The sequence below is a fragment of the Sphingobacterium sp. SGR-19 genome, from assembly GCF_011043555.1.
Lineage (GTDB): Bacteria > Bacteroidota > Bacteroidia > Sphingobacteriales > Sphingobacteriaceae > Sphingobacterium.
The window spans coordinates 139,516-161,724 of record NZ_JAAKGS010000004.1 but is presented as its reverse complement, the minus strand read 5'-3'; the positions used below and the strand labels follow the sequence as shown (position 1 = coordinate 161,724).

Annotated in this window: 20 protein-coding genes; 9 read left to right on the top strand and 11 right to left on the bottom strand. The window is 39.7% G+C overall.

Annotation, left to right across the window (positions count from 1 at the left end):
• Positions 1-321 precede the first annotated feature (321 nt).
• A complete protein-coding gene (locus G5B43_RS09990; protein ID WP_317167505.1) occupies positions 322-2,556 on the top strand; it encodes an ATP-binding protein in 2,235 nt (744 codons plus the stop codon).
• 13 nt (positions 2,557-2,569) lie between these two features.
• On the opposite strand, the gene nadD is transcribed toward G5B43_RS09990, so the two are convergent.
• From nadD to dnaN, 5 genes are all read right to left on the bottom strand, one after another.
• Positions 2,570-3,154, bottom strand: a complete 585-nt coding sequence (gene nadD / locus G5B43_RS09985) for a nicotinate (nicotinamide) nucleotide adenylyltransferase (RefSeq protein WP_165294600.1) — start codon at positions 3,152-3,154, stop codon at positions 2,570-2,572.
• Positions 3,154-3,723 (bottom strand): guanylate kinase, encoded by a 570-nt coding sequence (gene gmk / locus G5B43_RS09980; RefSeq protein WP_165294599.1) that lies wholly within the window; start codon positions 3,721-3,723, stop codon positions 3,154-3,156. Before gmk ends, nadD begins: the two co-directional genes overlap by 1 nt.
• Before the next feature lie 3 nt (positions 3,724-3,726).
• On the bottom strand, positions 3,727-4,602 hold the full coding sequence (locus tag G5B43_RS09975; protein WP_165294598.1) for a YicC/YloC family endoribonuclease: 876 nt from the start codon (positions 4,600-4,602) through the stop codon (positions 3,727-3,729).
• 225 nt (positions 4,603-4,827) lie between these two features.
• Entirely contained in the window at positions 4,828-5,496 is a 669-nt protein-coding gene (locus tag G5B43_RS09970) for a DedA family protein (RefSeq protein ID WP_165294597.1), read from the bottom strand.
• Positions 5,497-5,506: 10 nt separating this feature from the next.
• Entirely contained in the window at positions 5,507-6,628 is a 1,122-nt protein-coding gene (dnaN, locus tag G5B43_RS09965) for a DNA polymerase III subunit beta (protein WP_165294596.1), read from the bottom strand.
• Between the two features lie 122 nt (positions 6,629-6,750).
• Between dnaN and G5B43_RS09960 the strand changes: the two genes are divergently transcribed.
• From G5B43_RS09960 to G5B43_RS09935, 6 genes are all read left to right on the top strand, one after another.
• On the top strand, positions 6,751-7,902 hold the full coding sequence (locus G5B43_RS09960; RefSeq protein ID WP_165294595.1) for an ATP-binding protein: 1,152 nt from the start codon (positions 6,751-6,753) through the stop codon (positions 7,900-7,902).
• 30 nt (positions 7,903-7,932) lie between these two features.
• Positions 7,933-8,127 (top strand): hypothetical protein, encoded by a 195-nt coding sequence (locus tag G5B43_RS09955; RefSeq protein WP_165294594.1) that lies wholly within the window; start codon positions 7,933-7,935, stop codon positions 8,125-8,127.
• Entirely contained in the window at positions 8,124-9,368 is a 1,245-nt protein-coding gene (locus tag G5B43_RS09950; RefSeq protein ID WP_165294593.1) for a regulatory iron-sulfur-containing complex subunit RicT, read from the top strand. Before G5B43_RS09955 ends, G5B43_RS09950 begins: the two co-directional genes overlap by 4 nt.
• A gap of 15 nt (positions 9,369-9,383) precedes the next feature.
• Positions 9,384-9,848, top strand: a complete 465-nt coding sequence (locus G5B43_RS09945) for a gliding motility lipoprotein GldH (RefSeq protein WP_165294592.1) — start codon at positions 9,384-9,386, stop codon at positions 9,846-9,848.
• A complete protein-coding gene (lpxK, locus tag G5B43_RS09940) occupies positions 9,848-10,882 on the top strand; it encodes a tetraacyldisaccharide 4'-kinase (RefSeq protein WP_165294591.1) in 1,035 nt (344 codons plus the stop codon). Before G5B43_RS09945 ends, lpxK begins: the two co-directional genes overlap by 1 nt.
• A 238-nt stretch (positions 10,883-11,120) precedes the next feature.
• Positions 11,121-11,567, top strand: a complete 447-nt coding sequence (locus G5B43_RS09935; RefSeq protein ID WP_165294590.1) for a hypothetical protein — start codon at positions 11,121-11,123, stop codon at positions 11,565-11,567.
• Positions 11,568-11,663: 96 nt separating this feature from the next.
• Here G5B43_RS09935 and dnaA read toward each other — a convergent pair whose 3' ends face one another.
• Together dnaA and dxs are read right to left on the bottom strand one after the other, a co-directional pair.
• Positions 11,664-13,091, bottom strand: a complete 1,428-nt coding sequence (gene dnaA, locus G5B43_RS09930) for a chromosomal replication initiator protein DnaA (RefSeq protein ID WP_165294589.1) — start codon at positions 13,089-13,091, stop codon at positions 11,664-11,666.
• 370 nt (positions 13,092-13,461) lie between these two features.
• On the bottom strand, positions 13,462-15,390 hold the full coding sequence (gene dxs / locus G5B43_RS09925; protein WP_165294588.1) for a 1-deoxy-D-xylulose-5-phosphate synthase: 1,929 nt from the start codon (positions 15,388-15,390) through the stop codon (positions 13,462-13,464).
• Between the two features lie 294 nt (positions 15,391-15,684).
• On the opposite strand from dxs, the gene G5B43_RS09920 reads away from it, so the two are divergent.
• Entirely contained in the window at positions 15,685-16,452 is a 768-nt protein-coding gene (locus G5B43_RS09920; RefSeq protein ID WP_165294587.1) for a segregation and condensation protein A, read from the top strand.
• On the opposite strand, the gene G5B43_RS09915 is transcribed toward G5B43_RS09920, so the two are convergent.
• The 4 genes from G5B43_RS09915 to G5B43_RS09900 are packed head-to-tail and all read right to left on the bottom strand — an operon-like array spanning position 16,449 to position 20,378.
• The gene (locus G5B43_RS09915) at positions 16,449-17,597 is read right to left on the bottom strand and encodes a glycerate kinase (RefSeq protein WP_165294586.1); all 1,149 of its coding nucleotides are present in this window, start codon (positions 17,595-17,597) and stop codon (positions 16,449-16,451) included. The two genes, G5B43_RS09920 and G5B43_RS09915, sit on opposite strands and share 4 nt — an antisense overlap.
• A gap of 17 nt (positions 17,598-17,614) precedes the next feature.
• The gene (locus G5B43_RS09910; RefSeq protein ID WP_165294585.1) at positions 17,615-18,352 is read right to left on the bottom strand and encodes an enoyl-CoA hydratase/isomerase family protein; all 738 of its coding nucleotides are present in this window, start codon (positions 18,350-18,352) and stop codon (positions 17,615-17,617) included.
• 27 nt (positions 18,353-18,379) lie between these two features.
• Entirely contained in the window at positions 18,380-19,234 is an 855-nt protein-coding gene (locus G5B43_RS09905) for a hydroxymethylglutaryl-CoA lyase (protein ID WP_165294584.1), read from the bottom strand.
• Positions 19,227-20,378: an acyl-CoA dehydrogenase family protein gene (locus G5B43_RS09900; RefSeq protein WP_206367311.1), complete on the bottom strand. Its 1,152-nt coding sequence runs from the start codon at positions 20,376-20,378 to the stop codon at positions 19,227-19,229. The genes G5B43_RS09905 and G5B43_RS09900 overlap by 8 nt, the downstream gene beginning before the upstream one ends.
• A 173-nt stretch (positions 20,379-20,551) precedes the next feature.
• Between G5B43_RS09900 and G5B43_RS09895 the strand changes: the two genes are divergently transcribed.
• Entirely contained in the window at positions 20,552-22,159 is a 1,608-nt protein-coding gene (locus G5B43_RS09895; RefSeq protein WP_165294583.1) for an acyl-CoA carboxylase subunit beta, read from the top strand.
• Positions 22,160-22,209 lie beyond the last annotated feature (50 nt).

Sequence of the window (22,209 nt, the reverse complement as noted above, 5' to 3'; positions counted from 1 at the left end):
GTACAGCTACCCAAACCATCCAAGACATTTCCTTCCGTTTTATCGCCGAATCTGCTAAGCGCACAAGAACTAAAAATACCTGCCGTGTCACCTATATCGGCATCGATCCTACAGCGATACCGTATCAAGCTATGTCGTTTAAAAGATCTTTATTAAAGACATACCGCGCAGTGCCGTCATTTTATATTTCTGTAAAAGGTTAAAAACGAGCGTTGCTACTCTTAAAAATTAAGTTAAAAATTTTTCGTAGTTTTGAGAATGTTTCAATCCGTTTTTGTTTTTCCATAGAACTTATTGCGACCAAAATAATAATTAATAAGCGTGCTTATTGCACGTGGGTTTGTCGGCTACTATTTAGAAAGGAGAGAGCGTATGCGGCATATCGACTGTCATGAGGAAAGAATACATACCTGCGGAAAGGTTCAGTCTTTCGGCTATTTATTTGTATTTGACAGGCATGAACAATGTATCGCTGCGAGCGAAAATATGGAGCAACGTTGGCTCTGTACGGTATCTAGTGTAATCGGAAAGAGTATAGACGAACTTCTGTATTTTCTTTTGCCAAAATACAATACCCTTTTTCAGCATTTTAGAGAAGAAATCGCAGATCCCATATTTTACCGCTTTGTAGAGAAGGTGAATCTGGATGGTTCTGATTACTATGTTAGTATTTATCGATATGCAGAAAAGTTATATCTGGAAATAGAACAGAGTAACGGATTTGATCTAAAACAAACAAAACTCTATTACTACGCTAAACATCTCGAACGCGAAGACAATGATGTCTGGAAATCACTTACGCAGCTGATCAAGGAGATTATCCAGTTTGACCGCGTCATGGTTTATCGTTTTAAGGAGGATAAAAGTGGTCAGGTAATTGCCGAATCGATTAGCCATAATCTTGATTCGCTTTTGGGATACCGCTATCCAGAATTTGATATTCCAGAACAGGCACGAGCACTGTATAAAGCGTTTTTAGCCCGACATACAGCCGATACTGAAAGTATTGTTAGCCCTTTGATACAGTCAACAGGAGAAGATATAGATCTTACCCGCTGCAGTGTACGGGCGCTATCCCCTATACACCTCCAGTATTTGCGCAATGCGCAAGTTCGTGCAAGTGCTAGCTTTTCGATTGTTGTAGATGGTGAACTTTGGGGCTTGGTGGCTTGCCAAAACGTGTTACCCAAGCATGTCGATCTTGCACAAAGACACGCTTGTACGTTTTTGACACAGTATGCGGTCAACTACTATCTGGCTGTGTGCCGGAAACAGGAATCACAATATATCGAGCTAACAAGTCAGCTGGAAGCAGAACTGAAAGAGAAGCTGTGGTTAACTAATGACTTATTGGCCACTTTTAACACGTTCGCACATCGATTAATGCACAAGTTGGCCGCAGACGGCATGTGGATTGGCAATCATGAAGAACAACTTTCGTTTGGTCATGTACCGGCAGAACGCCATATCGCCACCCTTCACACAGTACTGGACGAACAGCAGGAAAATGTTTTTGCAACACATGAATTTAACTATACCGGGGGGCTGCAAACCAGCGAACAACTATTCCCTGGGATCATTAAAGCTAATCTTATTCCCGATTCGTCTTGGATTTTGTTATTTTTCCGGAAAGAATATAGAATAGAAGAAGTATGGGCGGGTAAACCAGAAAAAATCATACAGTATGACCCGGTTAGCAATCAGAAGTTTCCTTCTCCACGTACTTCTTTCGAGGCTTGGAAGCAAATCAACCAAGGCACATCCATCAAGTGGGAACAACGGGAAATCCAATTTATCGAACGTATCGTCCTTTTAGTACAACAGGTTCTGGCTAAAAAAGCTGGAGAGATACAACGACTAAACGAAGAACTTGTGAACGCAAACAATACATTGGATACATATAGCTATACATTGACGCACGACCTCAAAAATCCGCTATCTGCTATCCGGCTTTCCGCACAAATGATTCAAATGAAACCGGATCTAAGTGAGGCGTTTTTAAAACGATGTAGTACCAATATATTGGATGCTGTGCAATTGATGTCTGAAATGATGGAGAAGATGCACGAAGAGTTTGCAGCCAAAAGTTCGGTTGCACTGAAGCCTTACCTCATCGACCCGACAGCACATATTCAGTCTATTGTAGAAACAGCCAAACAGGAACATGGCGTGCACAACCTACATTTTGAACTTGGAGAAGTTTATCCTGTTTTCGCCGAAAGAACGCTTCTTTTTCAGCTGTTCTTAAATTTAATCGGCAACGCCATAAAATACAGCGGGAAGGAACAGCATCCTTACGTGAAAGTATATAGCAAGATTAACGATACTCACATATCCTATTTTATTGAAGACAATGGTATCGGGATGGACTTGAAAAACAATAATGATATTTTTGAGATTTTTCTGCGTATGCCAAATTCTACTGGTTATGAAGGATCTGGCGTAGGTTTATCTATTGTGAAGAGAATTGTCAATAGACTAAATGCAACAATTGCTGTGGAAAGCGAACTCGGCAAAGGTACATTGTTTCGGGTAGATTTTGTTCGACCCCGATAAACGGACAGCTGTATTAACGCAGATAAAGTCCTTTTTTATCAATAAAATCAATAACCTTATCCGGTACATAAAACTGTATACTCTTTCCGGCTTTTACTGCCTGACGAACAAAGGTAGAAGACAACTCCATTACAGGGGTATCTGTCATCGTAATAGATGGGTGATTTTTAAGCTCTCCCCCATCATGGCCTGGCCTTGGGTAGACAATAATTCGGTAATCACGAAGAATAATATCGGCATTCTTCCATTTATGAAAACCGACGAGATTATCCTCCCCCATAATCAGGGAAAACTCCCTTGTGGGGTACTTCTCTGCCAGATGGATTAATGTATCGATGGTGTATGAGGGCTGGGATAAAGAAAACTCGATATCAGACACCCGTAGCTTTTCGGCACCTTCGATAGCCAGGTTGACCATCTCTAGGCGGTCGTACATATTTCCCAGGTTCTTCTTTTCCTTAAAAGGGTTTTGGGGAGATACCACAAACCATACCTCGTCAAGCTCGGTATAGTTTGCCATATAATTGGCAATAATTAGGTGTCCGACGTGTATAGGATTGAACGAGCCAAAGAATAAGCCAATCTTTTTGTTTACCATTACTTATTCAAAAAATCCAAAACCAATTCTTCTGCTTCTGCACACGCGGTTTCCAGATCAAAATTGTTTAACACCACATCAAATTTATCTGCATAGCTCAATTCCAACTCAGCTTTGGCAAATCGTTCTTGCAATTTCTCTTCCGAATCTGTTCCGCGACCTCTCAAGCGTTCTTTCAATACTTCCAATGACGGAGGGTTTACAAAGATGGCTAAAGCTTCTTCTGGATATTTAGATTTTAGACGTAGTCCCCCCACTACGTCGATATCGAAAATAACCGACTTTCCCATGGCCCAGATGCGCTCTACTTCTGTTCTCAATGTTCCATAAAAAGTCCCGCTATATACTTCCTCGAATTCGATAAATTCTTGCTTTGCTATTTTATGCAGAAAATCCTCTTTAGAAATGAAATAATAATCTTTTCCATCTACCTCTCCGCTTCGAGGCTCCCGCGTGCTGGCAGAAATAGAAAACGAAATCTTATCTCCATGATTTGATAATAGCCGCCTTACGATAGTCGTTTTTCCTGCACCAGAAGGAGCCGAGAATATGATCAGTTTTCCACCCATTTCTTATAACACATTAAGTAGCTGTTCTTTTATCTTTTCCAATTCCTCTTTCATCCGCACAACGATCTGTTGGATGTGGGCATCATTCGCTTTAGATCCTAACGTGTTGATTTCCCGACCTATCTCTTGCGAAATAAAACCCAGTTTCTTTCCGTTGGAATCGCTTGCATTTAATGCTTCAACGAAATAATTACAATGACTTTTCAAACGGACTTTTTCTTCCGTGATATCCAGCTTGTCTATATAATAAACAAGCTCCTGCTCAAAGCGGTTCATGTCCACATTCTCCTTTCCAACCGCTTCATCTAGATAGCGGTTTAAACGCTCACGTATCAACGGAATACGGTTTCCGTCCACTTCTTCCACTTGCAACAGATAGGAAAGAATCAGATGTACGCGACTTTCCAGATCTTTCTTTAAAACCTCGCCTTCATCTTGCCGAAACTTTGTAAAGTTTGCAATCGCTGTATAGAAAGCCTCCATCAGTACCTTTCCCTCTTCTTCATCTACCGCATCTTCATTGGCATTCACAACTTCGGGCATCGTTAGCGCCATCTCAAAGATGGATGCCTTTGTTTCCCCTACCTCCTGCGCTATTTCTTGTAGTTGCTTATAATACTGCTTTAAAAGTGCTGCATTGATGTTCGAAGCTTTTGCTGTTTGGTCAACATATTCAGCCGATACGGTGATATTCACCTTACCGCGTTCGATCAGCTTGCTCGCTTCGGTGCGAAGCGCCAACTCCCGGTCAGAAACAACTTTCGGTAAACGCAAGCTAAGTTCAAGAAATTTGGAGTTCAGGGATTTCAATTCTACTGTATATTTGACGGTTCCATTTTCATGGCGTCCTATACCGTACCCTGTCATAGATTTTATCATACGCAAAGGTAAAAACTTTATATACTTTTTTCCCTCAAAAAAGTATCCAAACCGAACAAAGTGAGCTCATGAACTCCAAAATAAACACAAGTTCATAAAAATCGTCGCTGCGGACATTTGACATAAGAGATAGTGCTGAGGGTAGATAACTGCGATTATCAAATTTACGGAGGCAACATTAGATGTTAAGATGGGACAGTGAAAATAAAAAGCAAAAAAGGAAGTTTAAACTTCCTTTTTTGCTTTATTGCTTGCTATCTTTTCTTTAATAACTTCGAAAAATATCGGTAAGATAGATAGGAAAATGATGAGTAATACCACTTTTGAAAAGTTATCCCGAATAATAGGAATATTACCTAAAAAGTAACCTGCCAAGGTAATACCCACTACCCACAAAAAACCACCAACGACATTATACGTTAGAAACGTACCATAATGCATTCTGCCGATTCCCCCCACAAATGGAGCTAACGTCCGAACAATAGGTACAAAGCGTGCAATGACAATCGTTTTACTCCCATATTTTTCATAAAAAGAGTGGGTTTTTTCTATCTGCTCGTCTTTCACAACACGCTTTCCAAACAATTTAAATTTGGTTATCTGCATGCCGAAACGCCTCCCGATAGAATAATTCATCGAGTCTCCAGCAATGGCGGCAACCAATAGAAGGGCAATCATAATCCATACATTCAGTTCGTTGGGCTGCGCGGCCAACATGCCGGCGGCGAACAAAAGGGAGTCGCCAGGTAAAAAGGGCATAACCACAACGCCCGTTTCTATAAAAATAATCAAGAACAGGATAAGGTATGTCCAGGTCTGATAATCATTCACAATCTCCACAAGGTGCTTATCGATATGGAGCACAAAATCTATTAGTGAATATACTACTTCCAAAATGACGAGTTTAGATATTGTTCAACATAACTGGCATCACCAACATCAAAATATCTTCATTGTCTTCTTTCATCGCGGGAATCAATAATCCAGCTCTGTTTGGCGTACTCATTTCAATCACGACTTCACTTGAATTTAAATTGCTTAACATTTCCACTAGAAATTTAGCATTAAATCCAATTTCCATATCTTCCCCTTCAAATTGGCAATTTAAACGTTCGTGTGCTTCATTAGAAAAATCTAGGTCTTCGGCCGAGATATGTAGTTCACTTCCCGAAATCTTTAGCCTCACTTGATGGGTCGTTTTATTCGCGAAGATAACCACGCGACGAAGGGTGTTCAAAAATAACAGCCGATCTACCGTAAGCTTATTCGGATTTACTTGCGGGATAACAGCTTCGTAGTCCGGGTAGCGCTCATCAATCAGCCGACATATCAAATGAATATTTCCGAATTGGAAAAATGCATTGGTGTTATTGTATTCTACAGAAACGATCGTGTCATCAGATGGAAGCGAAGATTTCAATAGCGCTAACGCTTTTTTAGGCAAAATGAAGGATGTTGGTTTTTCCGAGCTTATGTCTGTACGGCGGTAACGGACTAATTTATGTGCATCTGTAGACACAAAAGTAATACTTTGCTCTGCCAATTGCACCAATACCCCTGACATCGCCGGGCGTAATTCATCACTGCTTACTGCAAAAAGTGTTTTGTTAATGGCTTCTGAAAGAATAGATGCATTTAGTGCTACGGTAGAAACATTATCTACTACCGGAATTTTTGGGAAATCATCCGCATTCTCTCCACTTAATTTATATTTCCCATCGCCCGCACTAATCTCAATAGCCAATGTATTGGTATCCACAGAAAATGCAACAGGTTGATCAGGAAGGGTCTTTAATGTTTCTATCAAGATTTTAGAGGGCATCGCCACCCGACCTTCTTCTTTTGCTTCGATCTGCAAAGATGTTACCATACTCGTCTGCAAATCCGTAGCCGAAATGGTCAATAAGTTATCTTTAATTTCGAACAGAAAGTTTTCAAGAATAGGTAACACTGTACTGCTACTCGAAGCTCCGCTAATTGATTGTAGTTGTTTTAATAAAATTGACGTGGATACAATAAATCTCATTTCCTGAATTTTATAGATTTTTATATGCAATATTACACAAAAGAATCTATATTTTATAAACTGAATACGTGTTAATTCTTATCGCAAATTAATTAATTAGTACCTTTGTGAGGTTAAAAGACATGCAGTTTAAGGATATTATAGGTCACCATACACTCAAAGCGCATTTGGTTCATACCGTAAAAGACAACCGGGTGAGCCATGCGCAGCTATTTCTTGGTCCGGAAGGGTCGGGAAGCTTAGCGCTGGCTGTCGCTTATGCACAATACATCAACTGCGAACAAAAGTCGGAAAATGATAGCTGTGGAACCTGTAGCTCCTGTCGGAAATATCAAAAGTTAATCCATCCCGATCTGCATTTTTCTTATCCATTTTTTGCGAGTGGGGAAAAAGACGTCGCTACTACTTATTTGGAAGAATGGCGCACCGCTTTTCTGAATAATCCTTATATGGGGTTGGATTATTGGCGCCATCAACTGGAAGCGGGCAATAAGCAGGCAAACATCAATATCGCAGAAGCACACGACATCATCAAAAAACTGAGTTTGAAAGCGTTTGAAGCTGAATACAAGGTGTTGGTGATGTGGCTTCCCGAATACCTCAATACACAGGGAAATGCGTTGTTGAAATTGATTGAGGAACCGCCCGAAAAAACGCTGTTCCTTTTCGTATCTGAAAATCAAGACAGGATATTAAACACCATCATATCACGTACACAGCTGGTGAAAATCCCCAAACTTTCACTTCATGATATGAAGCAATATCTAACAGAAGAAAAAACAATATCAGAAGAACGGGCAAACGAAATTTCCTTTATAGCCGATGGAAATATACAAACGGCTATAGATCTCATAGAAGAGCACACAAATCCCTATTTTGATATGCTCATCCATTGGTTAAGGTTCGTTGTAACCGATTCGGGTTTAAATATTATCCGTTTCTGTGAGGAGGATTTTCCTAAGCTAGGACGTGAAAACCAAAAAAATTTTTTACTTTACGCCATTAATGTGTTCCGTCAGGTTCTGTTGATACAGATGGACCTGTCACAAATAGTACTTTTACAGGGCGAGGAGTTAGATTTTGTTAAAAAGTTCGGCGATAATTTTAAAGGAGAGCAGTTGGAGGATGCTATTAATTTACTTGAAAAAACACATTATAAAGTAGAACGTAACGCTAATCCTAAAATTTTATTTTTAGATTTATCTTTGCAATTAGTTTTAATATTTAAATATCAAATGGAAATATCAAAAAACCCCATAGATCAAGGCCTTTAAAAAGATTAGACCCGGAGTTTACTTTCGTAAATGAGGATTTTAATTTTTTTAAGTAACGCAGCGATATGGGTTTCAGGTGTTCCAGAAACGTTCCGCCAACAGGTGGACTCAATATATATAAAAGGAAGAATATGGGATGTGGCAATTGCTCATCCGGAGGTGGGTGCGGTAGCGGTTCTACCGGAAAAACGCCTGCAGGATGCCAAAATAACGGCTCCTGCATGACCAGCGGATGTAATAAACTAGATGTATACGACTGGCTTTCCGACATGGATTTGCCAGCAAATTATAAACCCTTCAATATTGTAGAAGTGCGGTTCAAAGGATCGCGAAAGGATTTCTACATGAATACGGACAACCTTTATCTTGAAATGGGTGAAATGGTTGTTGTCGAGCCTTCTACTGGAGGGTATGATATTGGACACGTATCGTTAACCGGTGAACTGGTACGTTTACAGTTAAAGAAAAATAACGTAAAACCTGAAACGGTTGCCAAAAAAATATACCGAAAACCCACGGACGCAGACGTACAGAAATATAATACGGCAAAAGAACTGGAATGGGAGACCATGCACCGGGCGAGAAAGCTTGCCTTGGATCTGGGATTGTCTATGAAGATTTCTGATGTCGATTATCAAGGAGACAAAACCAAAGCAACCTTCTATTATACTGCAGAGGGGCGTGTGGACTTTAGAGAACTAATCAAGCGTATGGCAGAAGCGTTTCGTATACGTATCGAAATGCGACAGATCGGAATGCGGCAGGAGGCCAGCCGTCTAGGCGGTATCGGTTCATGCGGGCGGGAACTTTGCTGTTCTACATGGCTGACAGATTTTAAAACCGTCTCTACCGCAGCAGCGAGATATCAAAACCTTTCGTTGAATACGCTTAAACTGGCCGGGCAATGTGGTAAATTAAAGTGTTGCCTTAACTACGAGCTTGACAGTTATATGGATGCATTAAAGGATATTCCTACCAATGTCGATCGGCTGGATACCGAAGCAGGAACTGCCTTCTTGCAGAAGACTGATATCTTTAAAAGAATTATGTGGTATTCTTATCCGGGAGCAGAAAGCTGGATTCCGTTGGACGTCAACATGGTGCGTGAATACGCTGAAATCAATAAAAGTGGTCGCAAATCACAAGACTTGAAGGTCCATCAGGAGCCGGTGGAAGAAATTGAAAAACCTGCTTCCTACGACTACGAAAACGTGGTGGGCCAGGACTCTTTAACACGCTTAGACGAAAAGAATAAGAAACGAAGAAAGAAGAAGCCGAAAAACAAAAAAGAAACAAACGCAGGCGGAAACAAAATTGCCGAGTTAAAGAAAATAGAGACCAAAGAAAAAAAAGTCGTTACATCTAACGAAGAAAATGCCGGCGGAAACAAGCCTAAAAGGCGACTTAACAGAAATAAGGGTAAAAACAGGAATAAAACGCCAAATAACAATAAAGGCGATAGCTAGCAGTTGTTTTCAGATATGAAATTACATAAAAGGGTTGTTGGGTTTAGTCTGTTATTTTTCACACTGGCTTGTGCCAACCAGCCTTTTTATGATGTTTATAAATCGACAGTAAACAGACGATGGCATCATCATGAGAAGCAAGCATTCCAAGTGCATATAGACGAAAATGATGCGCAATACGATGTATGGATCTATATAAGGCATACTGGGGAATACGATTTTGCCAATTTGTTTTTCCTCTCGCATGAAACCGGACCGCAGTTAAAGGACAACTCCTATAGACACGAACTTAGACTAGCCACTCCAGATGGGCGCTGGATAGGAAAAAACGCGGGTAATCTATATGAGAACAAACTTCTTCTGAAAGAAAACTATGCTTTTCCGGATACGGGTATCTATACATTTGAGATCGAACAAAATATGCGGGAAAATCCTTTATTAAATATTACGGATATTGGTTTAAAAATTATTAAAAAGTAATGGTTAGGTTTATCCGTTGGTTGCTTTTTCCGTTTTCTATTTTATATGCAGCGGCCACACTACTCCGGAACTGGGCTTATGACAACCAACTTTATAGCAGCACCCCTTTTCATTTTCCCGTGATAATTATTGGAAACCTGTCGGTGGGTGGCACAGGAAAAAGTCCGATGACAGAATACGTGCTTCGTCTAATTAAACCTCACCTAAACGTAGCTGTTCTTAGCAGGGGATACGGGCGGAAAACCAAAGGATTCCGGTATGTTGAGATGCATGACTCTGCTGAACTTGTGGGAGATGAACCGCTCCAAATAAAACATAAGTTTCCAGATACGATGGTGACGGTTTGTGAAGATCGAGTGTATGGTATCCAACAGATTCAAGATCAAATCGATGCTGTGCTCTTGGATGATGCCTACCAACATAGAAAACTACGTCCGAGCTTTTCTATACTGCTACTTGACTACGAATCATTACAACACCCTATTATTCCACTACCGACTGGAAATTTTAGAGAGTTGCTCCACGGTTGTAAACGTGCGGATGTAATCGTCATTACCAAATGCCCGCAAGAAATTTCCGCACAAGTGAAGTTCTCCATAGAATCGAAGCTTCGAAAACATACGCTAGTACCCTTGTTTTATACAAAAATAGCCTATAAAAAGCTACAGACAACAACTGGCTTCTTATTGGATAACACACGTCTTGATGAAACTGTTGCAGTAGTCGTCACTGGTATTGCCAAACCTCAACCGTTGCTATCCCATCTAAGACCACAATTTAAAAGAATTATCCATTTGTCTTTTCGTGATCATCATAATTTCTCAAAGAACGATCTTGATAAAATAAGCCAAACCTTTCGGCATATCGGCACTTCTCAAAAAGTGATTATCACAACTGAAAAAGATATGCAACGGCTTTCATCTTCGTTCATAGCTCAACATCCCCTGTATTTTCTGCCTATAGAGCAAGAGTTCTTGTTTAACCAATCAAATACGTTTGATGCCATTGTAACGCGTGCATTCTCTTTTGAGTAGCGTTATTTTGTTCCTTCCAAAAGAATCCCACCCGGATCTGATTGCTTTATAATCAAATTATACGCAGATTAATAAGGATTTAGCACATATACAACCCTGTATTTATACGGAAACATAGTTAATAAATGTTAAATTGTAACATAAATAATACATTACAAACACTAAAGAAGAGAATAATCTGTTATATAGTTGTAATCTTTATGTTACACAGTAGATTTAACAATTAAAATATAATGACATGAAAAAATTATTTTTAACCGGGATCAGTTTATTATTTGCGCTGACGTTAACATTTGCCCAAGATGCAAATCCGGAAGACAAAGCAAAAGAAAAAGTAACAAAATTAACGGAGAAACTCACATTAACAGATGAGCAACAGACTTCGATCTATGACATTGTTTTGGAACATGCAAAAGCAAAACAGGCGTTAAAAGCAGACGCGTCACAATCGCCGGAAGCGTTAGCGGAGGCAAAGAATAGGTTGCAGGAGACGACAGACGCTCAAATCAAGGAAAAATTGTCTGATGAACAAAAAACATTATATGATAGGATAATCTCCGAACGTCCTAAAGAAGCAACTCCTACACCTACTACGCCGATGACACCACCTGTAGAACCAGCTGAACCAGCACAGCCGGCTGAACCAGCACAACCAATGGAGCCACAGCAGCCAATGGGTGAATAAATAAGGGGATTAATAACTTTACAAAAAATGCGAAACCTTAATCGGTTTCGCATTTTTACATTCAAAAATAAACTTAAATAATAATGTATATTTTATTTAAGACGATTTCAACTTCTTCTGGATATCCTGAACATACGTTTTAAACTTCTTATCTGTTTCAATTAAATCTTCTACTGTCTGGCAGGCATAGATCACAGTAGAATGATCGCGTCCGCCGAAAAAGTTTCCAATCGATTTCAAAGAGGATTTTGTGTGGTTTTTCGCTAAATACATGGAGATTTGACGAGCCTGTACGATCTCCCGCTTCCGAACTTTCGATTTGACCATCTCCACCGGTACTTCAAAATACTCACAAACCAATTTTTGGATATATTCCATGGAGATTTCCTTGTGCGTATTTTTTACAAAATTTTTCAGCATGGATTTCGCCAGGTTCAGGTCAATTTCTTTTTTGTTCAATGTAGATTGAGCTAAAAGGGAAACCATGGCACCTTCTAACTCTCGCACACTGTTGTCAATCTGTGTAGCAACGAATTCGACAACGTTCTCTGGTAATTCAATACCATCAGAATACATTTTTTTCTTCAAGATAGCCATTCGGGTCTCTAAATCCGGAATCTGAATATCTGCAGACAGTCCCCATTTGAAACGACTTAATAAACGTTCTTCTAAGCCAGATAAATCTTTAGGAGCTTTGTCTGATGTTAAGATAATCTGTTTACCAGATTGATGCAGATGATTGAAAATATGGAAAAAGATATCTTGCGTTTTTTCTTTACCCGAGAAGTTGTGCACGTCGTCCATAATAATCACATCCATGGCTTGATAAAAATTCACAAAGTCGTTTATCGTATTATTTTTTAACGAATCCACGAATTGCTGGCAGAATTTTTCGCAGGAAACATAGATGACCAGCTTATCAGGTAAATTCTTTTTAATTTCATTACCGATAGCTTGTGCCAAATGCGTTTTTCCTAAACCAACGTCACCATAAAGCATTAAAGGATTAAAAGAAGTACCTCCTGGCTTATTCGCTACGGCGAAACCTGCCGAACGTGCCAATCGATTACATTCTCCTTCAATGAAATTATCAAACGTGTAATGTGTGTTCAATTGTGGGTCTACCTGTAACTTTTTTAGTCCGGGAATAACGAAGGGATTTTTGATATTCTTATTTAAAGCCACAGGAACGGGAATAGATTGTTTTTTGCCCTCTGCACCATTCCCGTTGGAAGGGATATTCGTAGTATAAGGTGTATTGGCGGAAGATTTATCTACAATAATGTTATATTCCAAACGGCCTTGCTCACCTAAGAATTTCTTAATCGTTTTACGCAAAATACCCACATAGTGTTCCTCCAACCACTCGTAAAAAAATACCGACGGTACTTGAATAGTCAAAACGTTCCCATTTAAACCTACTGCTTTAACAGGCTCAAACCAGGTCTTAAAACTTTGCGCAGGTATATTGTCTTTGATGATCTGAAGACAGCTATTCCAAACACTTATACACGTTTTTTCCATTCTTAAATTGTTAATAACTTGAAAACCAATATTTGACAAAAAAATTGTTTAAAACTTTCTCTTAAGACGAAGATGACAAAAAAAAACGACCAAAAAAACTAAAATGTTAAAAAAAACATAACAATCTATTAAACAGACGTTTATATAAAAATTATTCGCTTTTATTGCCAAAAAACCTTGTCAAAACTATTTTTTCAACATACAGAATTTCGACTTTTAAATACCGCTTTTTCCAGATTAAAACACAGTATAATCTTCTTTAATGTGGAAAACTATTAGGCTTATTTCGTTTATAAATATAGGGAATTTTTGAACACAAAAAAAAGCAGAATTTGTTAAATCCCGCTTTAAGTCTTTCTATATCATTCTACTAAGACACCATGGTATCTGTTTTTATTCCTGCGGTCAATTTTTTAACCTGTATTACGATAGACGAAGCATCATATCCACATATTTTCCAAAGCTCTGCTTGTTCTCCATGGTCAACGATTTCATCGGGAATTCCTAATCGAAGCAGTTTCGCTCCATAACCATGGTCTGCCATAAATTCCAACACGGCAGAACCAACTCCTCCCATAATGCTCCCGTCTTCTACTGTGATAACTTTATTGAATTTCTTAAACACCTCGTGTAACAAATCTTCGTCCAACGGTTTTGCAAACCGTAAATCGTAATGGGCCGGGTAAATACCTTCTTCATTTAATGTTTGAACAGCTTTTATAACTTCATTTCCAATAGCGCCGAAACTCAGAATAGCTACTTCCTCACCGTCATGCAATTTGCGTCCTTTTCCAATTTCGAACTTGGCGAACGGGCGTTTCCAATCGACCATTACGCCATTGCCGCGTGGATAGCGAATGACAAACGGGCCAGTATCCGGTAATTGGGCCGTATACATAAGATTGCGAAGCTCCTCTTCGTTCATTGGAGCAGAAACAACCAGATTCGGGATACAACGCATATATACGATATCGTATGCTCCATGGTGTGTTGGACCGTCAGCTCCAACAACCCCTGCGCGATCTAAACAAAAGACAACGTTCAATTTCTGCAATGCTACATCATGGATAACCTGATCATAAGCCCGCTGCATAAATGAGGAATAGATATTACAAAAAGGTATCAACCCTTGGGTAGCTAAACCTGCACTAAAGGTCACCGCATGTTGCTCTGCTATGCCCACATCAAACGCCCGATTAGGCATGGCTTTCATCATCATGTTTAACGATGATCCAGAAGGCATCGCTGGCGTAATACCCATAATTTTATCATTGGCTTCCGCCAACTCTATCAAAGTATATCCGAAAACATCTTGATATTTAGGTGGTTGCGGTTTATCTAAAACCGATTTCTTGATCTCTCCCGTGATTTTATCAAATAGACCCGGAGCGTGCCATTTCGTTTGATCCTTCTCCGCTAATGCATATCCTTTGCCTTTTACGGTCACTACATGCAACAATTTTGGTCCGGGGATATGTTTAAGATCTTCGATGGTTTTTGCCAGTTTCGTCACATCGTGGCCATCTACCGGACCAAAATAACGGAAATTTAACGATTCGAATAAATTCGCATTCTTCAACAATGTTCCCTTAATACTTTGCTCCAGTTTTTTCGCCCACCCATAAGCATCCGGTCCATTCTTCGAAATTTTGGCCAATACAGCAATTAATTCGTCCCGAAATTTATTGTAACTCCTAGACGTCGTAATACTGGTTAAATACTCTTTCATCGCACCCACATTGGGATCAATAGACATGCAATTATCGTTGAGTATAACCAATAAATTAGATTTTTCAATCCCTGCATGATTTAAGGCTTCAAATGCCATTCCACCGGTTAACGCTCCATCACCGATTACCGCCACATGTTGTCTATCTTTCTCTCCTTTATATTCCGAGGCAACGGCCATTCCCAACGCGGCTGAAATAGAGGTCGAAGAATGCCCGACACCAAAAGCATCATATTCGCTCTCGCTTCTTTTTGGAAAACCAGATATTCCTCCTAGAATCCTATTTGTATGAAAGGTCTCTTTTCTGCCTGTTAATATTTTATGCCCATACGCTTGATGCCCCACATCAAAAATAACTTGATCGTAAGGTGTGTTCAATACATAATGTAACGCAACGGTTAATTCTACGACGCCCAAACTAGCTGCAAAATGTCCACCGTTCACAGAAACAATATCAACAATGAATTGCCTCAATTCACGACATACTTCTTCCAAATCACTTGGTTTCAGCTTCCTAAGGTCGGACGGATAATTTATTTGTTGTAATAGTGGACCTGCCTCTACTTGCATATTTTCAATTATATAAAATAAGTTACAAAACTAATAACTTATTCCCTAAACTACAGAACAATAAAAGTTTATTCTTGTTCTTTTTTCCTCAAAAAAGAACCAAAAAAATCGTCGCTTCAAATCTTTGAGGATAGAGGTAGTACTAAGAATGAGTTTCTACAGACCTCAAAAATTTGGATGCGACATCAAAAGTTAAGGAGGGTTAGTACAAGTCACAACTATTGTTAATAGAACGTAAATTGTGGATAAATATAATGTTGCCTTCGTGTTCGATTTTCTATTTTTGAGCAGGATATGCAAACAGGTTACGAAATCAAACTAGAGCAATTTGAAGGTCCTTTCGATCTTTTGCTTTTCTTCATCGAAAGGGATGAGTTGAACATCCATGATATACCTATCTCTAAAATAACAGATGATTTTTTAGACTATATTCAGAAAATGCAGTCCTTGAATATAGAGCTAGCCAGTGAGTTTATATTTGTAGCCTCTACATTGATGCGTATCAAGGCAAAAATGCTTTTGCCTCGACCAGAGCTGGATGACGCGGAAAATGAGATTGACCTGAAGAAAGAACTAACCCAGAAGCTTATTCTTTACAAGCAATTCAAGGGGATATGCGAAGAGTTACGTGTATTAGAAGAAAATCGAACAAGATTACACACCCGTGGGAATATTGCGAAGGACAATAAGATCGCAAGATATACCGATACAACGGATGAAGAGTTATCCTCGTTCGACCTATATAAACTCTTGATAGTGTACGAAAAACTAATGTTCAACTTTACCCATCGTATTCAAGAAGTTACTCATACGGTCGTAAAATTTCCATATACTATCGAACAGCAGAAGACGGCAATTGCACAATTGATAGAAATGAATAAAACGCTGGATTTCCAACAAATCATCAAAAATTCAGAGAACAAAGTACAACTTGTATTCAATTTCTTGGCGATCTTGGAAATGCTTCAACAACGTTTATTAGAAATAGAAATAGGGCTAGGATTCAATAATTTCTCCATCGGAAAAAAAGAACCTTGTTACGAGTCCGAATATGTAGCTTAGTTCTTTTTATTACTACAAGCCAGTATATTTCCTAAAGCTTGCGCTGTACGACGAAGATTCTGTTCCGTGTTTGCAAGTGCTTTCGTCAGCGGCATAGCTTCGTGACTAATGGGCAGGAGTACATCAAACATATCCAATAACGCAGATGAAGGTTCTAATGGTACTCTTCCTGCTATTCCCACAGTTGGAATTCCATATTGCTTTGCGAAAGAGGCCACGCCTACCGGAGCCTTACCTAACAGCGTCTGCTCATCGAGACTCCCCTCTCCCGTGATGAGCCAATCAGCCGTTTTTATCACGTCTTCAAAACCCGTCTTTTGCAGAAAATAAGCTATTCCATTTACCAATTGTGCATTCGCTAAAGCATACATGCCCGCAGCCGCACCTCCTGCTGTACCTCCAGAAACTACATCCGTCATATTCTTCCCCGTCGTTTGTAAAACAATATCACTCAATTGACGTAGAAAACTATCTAAAACTTTCACTTGTTCTGGAGAAGCTCCCTTTTGAGGTCCGAAAACGTGCGCTGCCCCCTCCTCTCCAAGAAGACGATTTTCTACATCACAAAGAATCTTAATGTCAATACCTAATATGCTTTTGTTCAACCCGCTTGTGTCAATACGTCCTAGATATTGTAATTGCTCGGGAATTGGGTTAAGTTCCTCTCCTTTCTTATCAAAAAATCGTACACCAAGAGCATGAAGTATACCACACCCACCATCTACCGTAGCTGACCCTCCCATCCCTAAAATAATCTGGTCTACCTTATGATGTTCCAGCGCGTGCAAGATTAATTGGCCGGTACCTTTACTACTTGCCTGAAGCGGATTTTGTTCTTCTTCTTTTATCAAACGGATACCCGATGCATCGGCCATTTCAATTATAGCAGTTTTCCCATCTTCTACCAGGCAATATGAAGCTTCAATGATCGTTCCTAACGGTCCCAAAACAGTCGTTGTCACTAACTTCCCTTCTAATTTTTCACACAAAAGTTTACATGTACCATCACCTCCGTCACCAATAGGAAACAGCGTAGTACAACAGTCTAGTCGGCTCTGGGAAAAACCTTCGCTTAGGGCCTCTGCAACCTGCCGAGCGTCCAGACTATGTTTAAAAGCATTCGGGGCAATAAGAAGATGTAACATAGGAGGAGAATAGCGTTCTAGACAATTCGATTTTTCACCTCTTCGGAAGACTTCAATTCATACAACTTTTTTAACAAAAAGCCGTATCGTTTCTCACTGGCAACAGAGGGGAGTTCTCTTGCCGCTTTAAAACCGGCAACAATTGCGGACGAGCTAATATTATTAAATTTAGCTAAAAAATCTTCTATATCCATCTCTTCCAAAAATCCGTCCACCAACCCGTATTCCATAGCTTCTCGAGCAGAAAAATAGTCGGTATGCAAACACAGCTGCAACATCTTTTTTTCCGGCATCACCTGCAATAAACTCGCCATAACTTGAAATGGGAATATTCCGAGATTTAACTCCGGCAATCTAAACTGTACGTTTTCCGAGCAGAAGACATAAGTACATCCGGCAATTATTAGAAATGCGCCAGCAATAACATTTCCTTCAACAATGGCTATCGACGGTTTGTGCAAACGGGCAAACACTTCTCCTAAAGACAGATCTTTATTTTTGATCTGCGGATTCTGCATATCCAAATCGACATCCTGAAAAATTTTCAAATCCATACCTGCGCAGAAAACAGGGCCTTCGGCTTTTAACATAACCACTTTAATGCCGTCATCGTCATTTACGCCTTGAAAAGCATGTGCTATTTCGTTCACCATCGTCGGTGTAAACGCGTTCCGTTTCTCCGGCCGTGCAAGCGTAACTTCCATCCGGAAATCTATTTTTTTTACCCTGATGTATTGATATGTTATTGTCTGCATATATCAAAGATATCGCTTTTCCATTCTTTATTTTACAGTCGCAATCAATTCCTGAAACTCCGTCAATAAAGTCTGTATTTTGCTTTCATTTGGTTTTCCGAAACGACGCAACAACATTTCCATAGGAATATTACCTACCAGATCATCTTGTGCAAAAGGACAGCCACCATAGCCCATTATGGCTCCTTCAAAAATACGACAGCCAGCCTCATATGCCGCTTCGATTTTCAAAAGTGCATTTTCTGCTCGACTATGCAGATGAATACTAAATTCTAACTTGGGAAATGTATGTTCTATTAACGTAAATAACATCTTAATGCTCTCGGGTGTTGCTTCTGACGTCGTGTCTGCAATGGAAAAACGAGATATTCCCAACGCGGAAACCCTTTCTATCCACCCCAATACCAAGTCGATATTCCAAGGATCGTTATAAGGGTTACCGAATGCCATAGAAATATACACAATCAGCTCCTGTCTACCTCCCACCATGATATTTTTAATCTGTTCTACCCGCTGAAACGATTGCTCCACGGTAGAATTGGCATTTCGTTGCTGAAATGTCTCAGAAATCGAAAATGGATAACCCAAGAAATCAATATTAGACAACGGTTTCGCAATTTCAGCCCCTCTTTTATTAGCAATAATCGCCAATAATTTTGTATCATTCTTCTTTTCTAATCCCTCTAGAACCTGTATGGTATCCTGCATTTGCGGAATAGCCTTGGGCGATACAAAACTCCCAAAATCAATACAATCGAATACGTTACTCTCCATCAGCTGATTGATATAAGTAATTTTTTTCGCTGTGGGAATAAAAGACTTAATCCCTTGAATAGCGTCACGAGGACATTCAATTAATTGTGTTGTTTCTTTATCAAACATCTTTTCTAATTTCTCTTGCTATAACCATCTTTTGTATGGCGCTTGTTCCTTCTCCAATCGTACATAATTTTGCGTCCCTAAAGTATTTTTCTGCCGGATAATCTTTCGTAAAACCATAACCACCATGCACCTGCACACTCTGATTAGATACCTCTACTGCAACTTCTGAAGCATAGTACTTCGCCATTGCACTTTCCTTGGTAACTTTTTGACCCATATCTTTTAAATGTCCTGCTCTTCGTATCAATAATTCAGCTGCATCGATTTTTGTAGCCATATCTGCTATGGTAAAACCAACATCTTGAAAATCAAATATTTTCTTATTAAACTGTTCTCGCTCATTTGCATACCGCAGTGCACACTCATATGCTCCCCGGGCAATACCTAATGAGAGTCCAGCAATGGAAATACGCCCACCATCCAACAACTTTAATGCTTGAACAAATCCGTTGCCTACCTCACCAATGACCTGATTTTTGTGAATGCGACAATTATCAAAAAACAAACTTGCCGTTTCTGACGCACGCATACCTAATTTGTCTATTTTTTTACCGGCAGTAAAACCAGGTGTCCCTTTTTCAATGATAAATGCTGTAACACCATGCTTATCTCCCTTATTACCTGTTCGCACCATCACAACAGCTACATCTCCACTAATGGCGTGGGTGATAAAGGTTTTGGAGCCATTAATTATAAAATAATCCCCGTCCTGTACAGCAGTTGTTGTCAAACCTCCTGCATCCGAACCAGAACCTGTTTCCGTAAGTCCCCAAGCGCCAATCCACTCCGCAGTTGCCAATTTCGGAAGATATTTTTCTTTTTGTTCTTCGTTTGCAAATGATAAAATATGATTGGTGCACAACGAGTTATGCGCCGCTAAAGACAATCCGATAGAACCACACACTTTTGATATTTCGTCAAGGATTGTGATATATTCTTGATACCTTAGACCGGCACCTTGATATTTCTCCGGAACCAATACTCCCATAAAGCCGTAATCCCCCATTTCTTTGAACAATTCCACAGGAAAAAATTGCTTTTCATCCCACTCCATCACATAAGGCATAATAAATTCCTTAGCAAACTGTCGGGCGCTGTCCCGTACCAAAGCTAATTGTTCATTCTGTTGTGTTTGCAATATCATATTTTAGAAGTTTACATCTATATTTGTTAAATATATAAAAAATAAGCTATATTTTAAAATATTCATATTTTCACCTATAAAAACAAATATGATATTAAAAGGTTTTCAATAGAAGACATTGCAGAATTTAAATTCCTGAAGGTTTTGTTATCTTTGGGAAAGGGGGATAAAGAATGGAAAACCTACTAAAGACACTCAAAAGCAAATATGAAAAACTTCTTCTTGGGGGTGGATTAAGCAAGATAGAAAAGCATAAAGAAAAAGGAAAAACGACTGCATGGGAAAGGGTCATTTATCTTTTGGACGACGATAGTCCTTATATAGAAATTGGTTCCTTCGCAGGGGATGGTATGTATGAAGAACATGGAGGTTGTCCAAATGGTGGAGTGGTTGTCGTCATGGGATATGTGAAAAATAGGTTATGTATCATCGTCTCCAACGATGCAACGGTAAAAGCCGGGGCCTGGTTTCCCATTACCGGAAAAAAGAATATAAGAGCGCAAGAAATTGCCATGGAAAATCACCTGCCCATTATTTACTTGGTAGATTCTGCGGGTGTATATCTGCCTATGCAGGACGAAATCTTTCCAGATAAAGAACACTTTGGCCGCATCTTTAGAAATAACGCCAAAATATCCGCGATGGGTATCCCGCAAATTTCAGCCATTATGGGCTCTTGTGTCGCCGGAGGCGCGTATTTACCTATAATGTCGGATTACGCATTGATCGTAGAAGGTACAGGTTCTGTTTTTTTAGCTGGTTCCTATTTGGTAAAATCTTCCATTGGTGAGGTCATTGACAATGAAACCCTAGGCGGAGCTACTACACATTGCGAAATATCTGGCGTAACCGATAATAAATATCCCGACGACAATAGTTGCCTAGACGCCATCAAAAATATTGTAGACAAGTTCGGTAAAACCGATAAAAATCAATTCTCGCGTATTACGAGTAAATCACCCGAATTTCCAGCAATATATATCTATAAAAATCTTCCCGAAGATCGCCTGAAACCCTATAACATGCTGGAAATATTGAAAGCCATTGTAGATAGAGATTCGTTAGAAGAATATAAAAAAGATTATGGTAAGACACTAATTTGCGCTTTAGCGCGCATTGACGGCTGGGCAGTAGGTATTGTGGCCAATCAACGCGAAATGGTTAAAGCGAAGAAACCTGGCAACGCCACCGAAATGCAAATGGGTGGTGTTATCTATTCGGATTCCGCAGATAAGGCCGCGCGGTTTATTATGAACTGTAACCAACAAAAGATCCCGTTGGTATTCTTTCAGGATGTCACCGGATTTATGGTCGGTTCCCGGTCAGAACATGGGGGTATCATCAAAGATGGTGCTAAAATGGTTAATGCGATGTCAAATTCAGTCGTGCCTAAATTCACTTTTGTCGTGGGCAACAGCTATGGTGCAGGTAACTATGCGATGTGTGGAAAAGCTTACGACCCACGATTGATATATGCTTGGCCTACCGCTCAAATGGCTGTTATGAGCGGTGCTTCTGCAGGGAAAACATTATTACAGATACAGGAAGCTGCACTTAAAGCGAAGGGAATATCGTTATCAGAAGAAGAAAAGAAAGAGTTGCTTTCCAAGATTGAGCAGCAATATAATCAACAGCTTAGTCCTTATTACGCTGCCGCACGCCTTTGGGTGGATGGCGTTATTGATCCAAAAGACACACGGAAGATTATTTCGATGGGCATAGAAGCCGCTAACCAAAACCCGACTATGGATCGGTATAATGTAGGGGTGATACAGGTTTAGATTCCTCAATTAGAATACGCATGCCCCCTGTTTTCTTCTGATTATATACT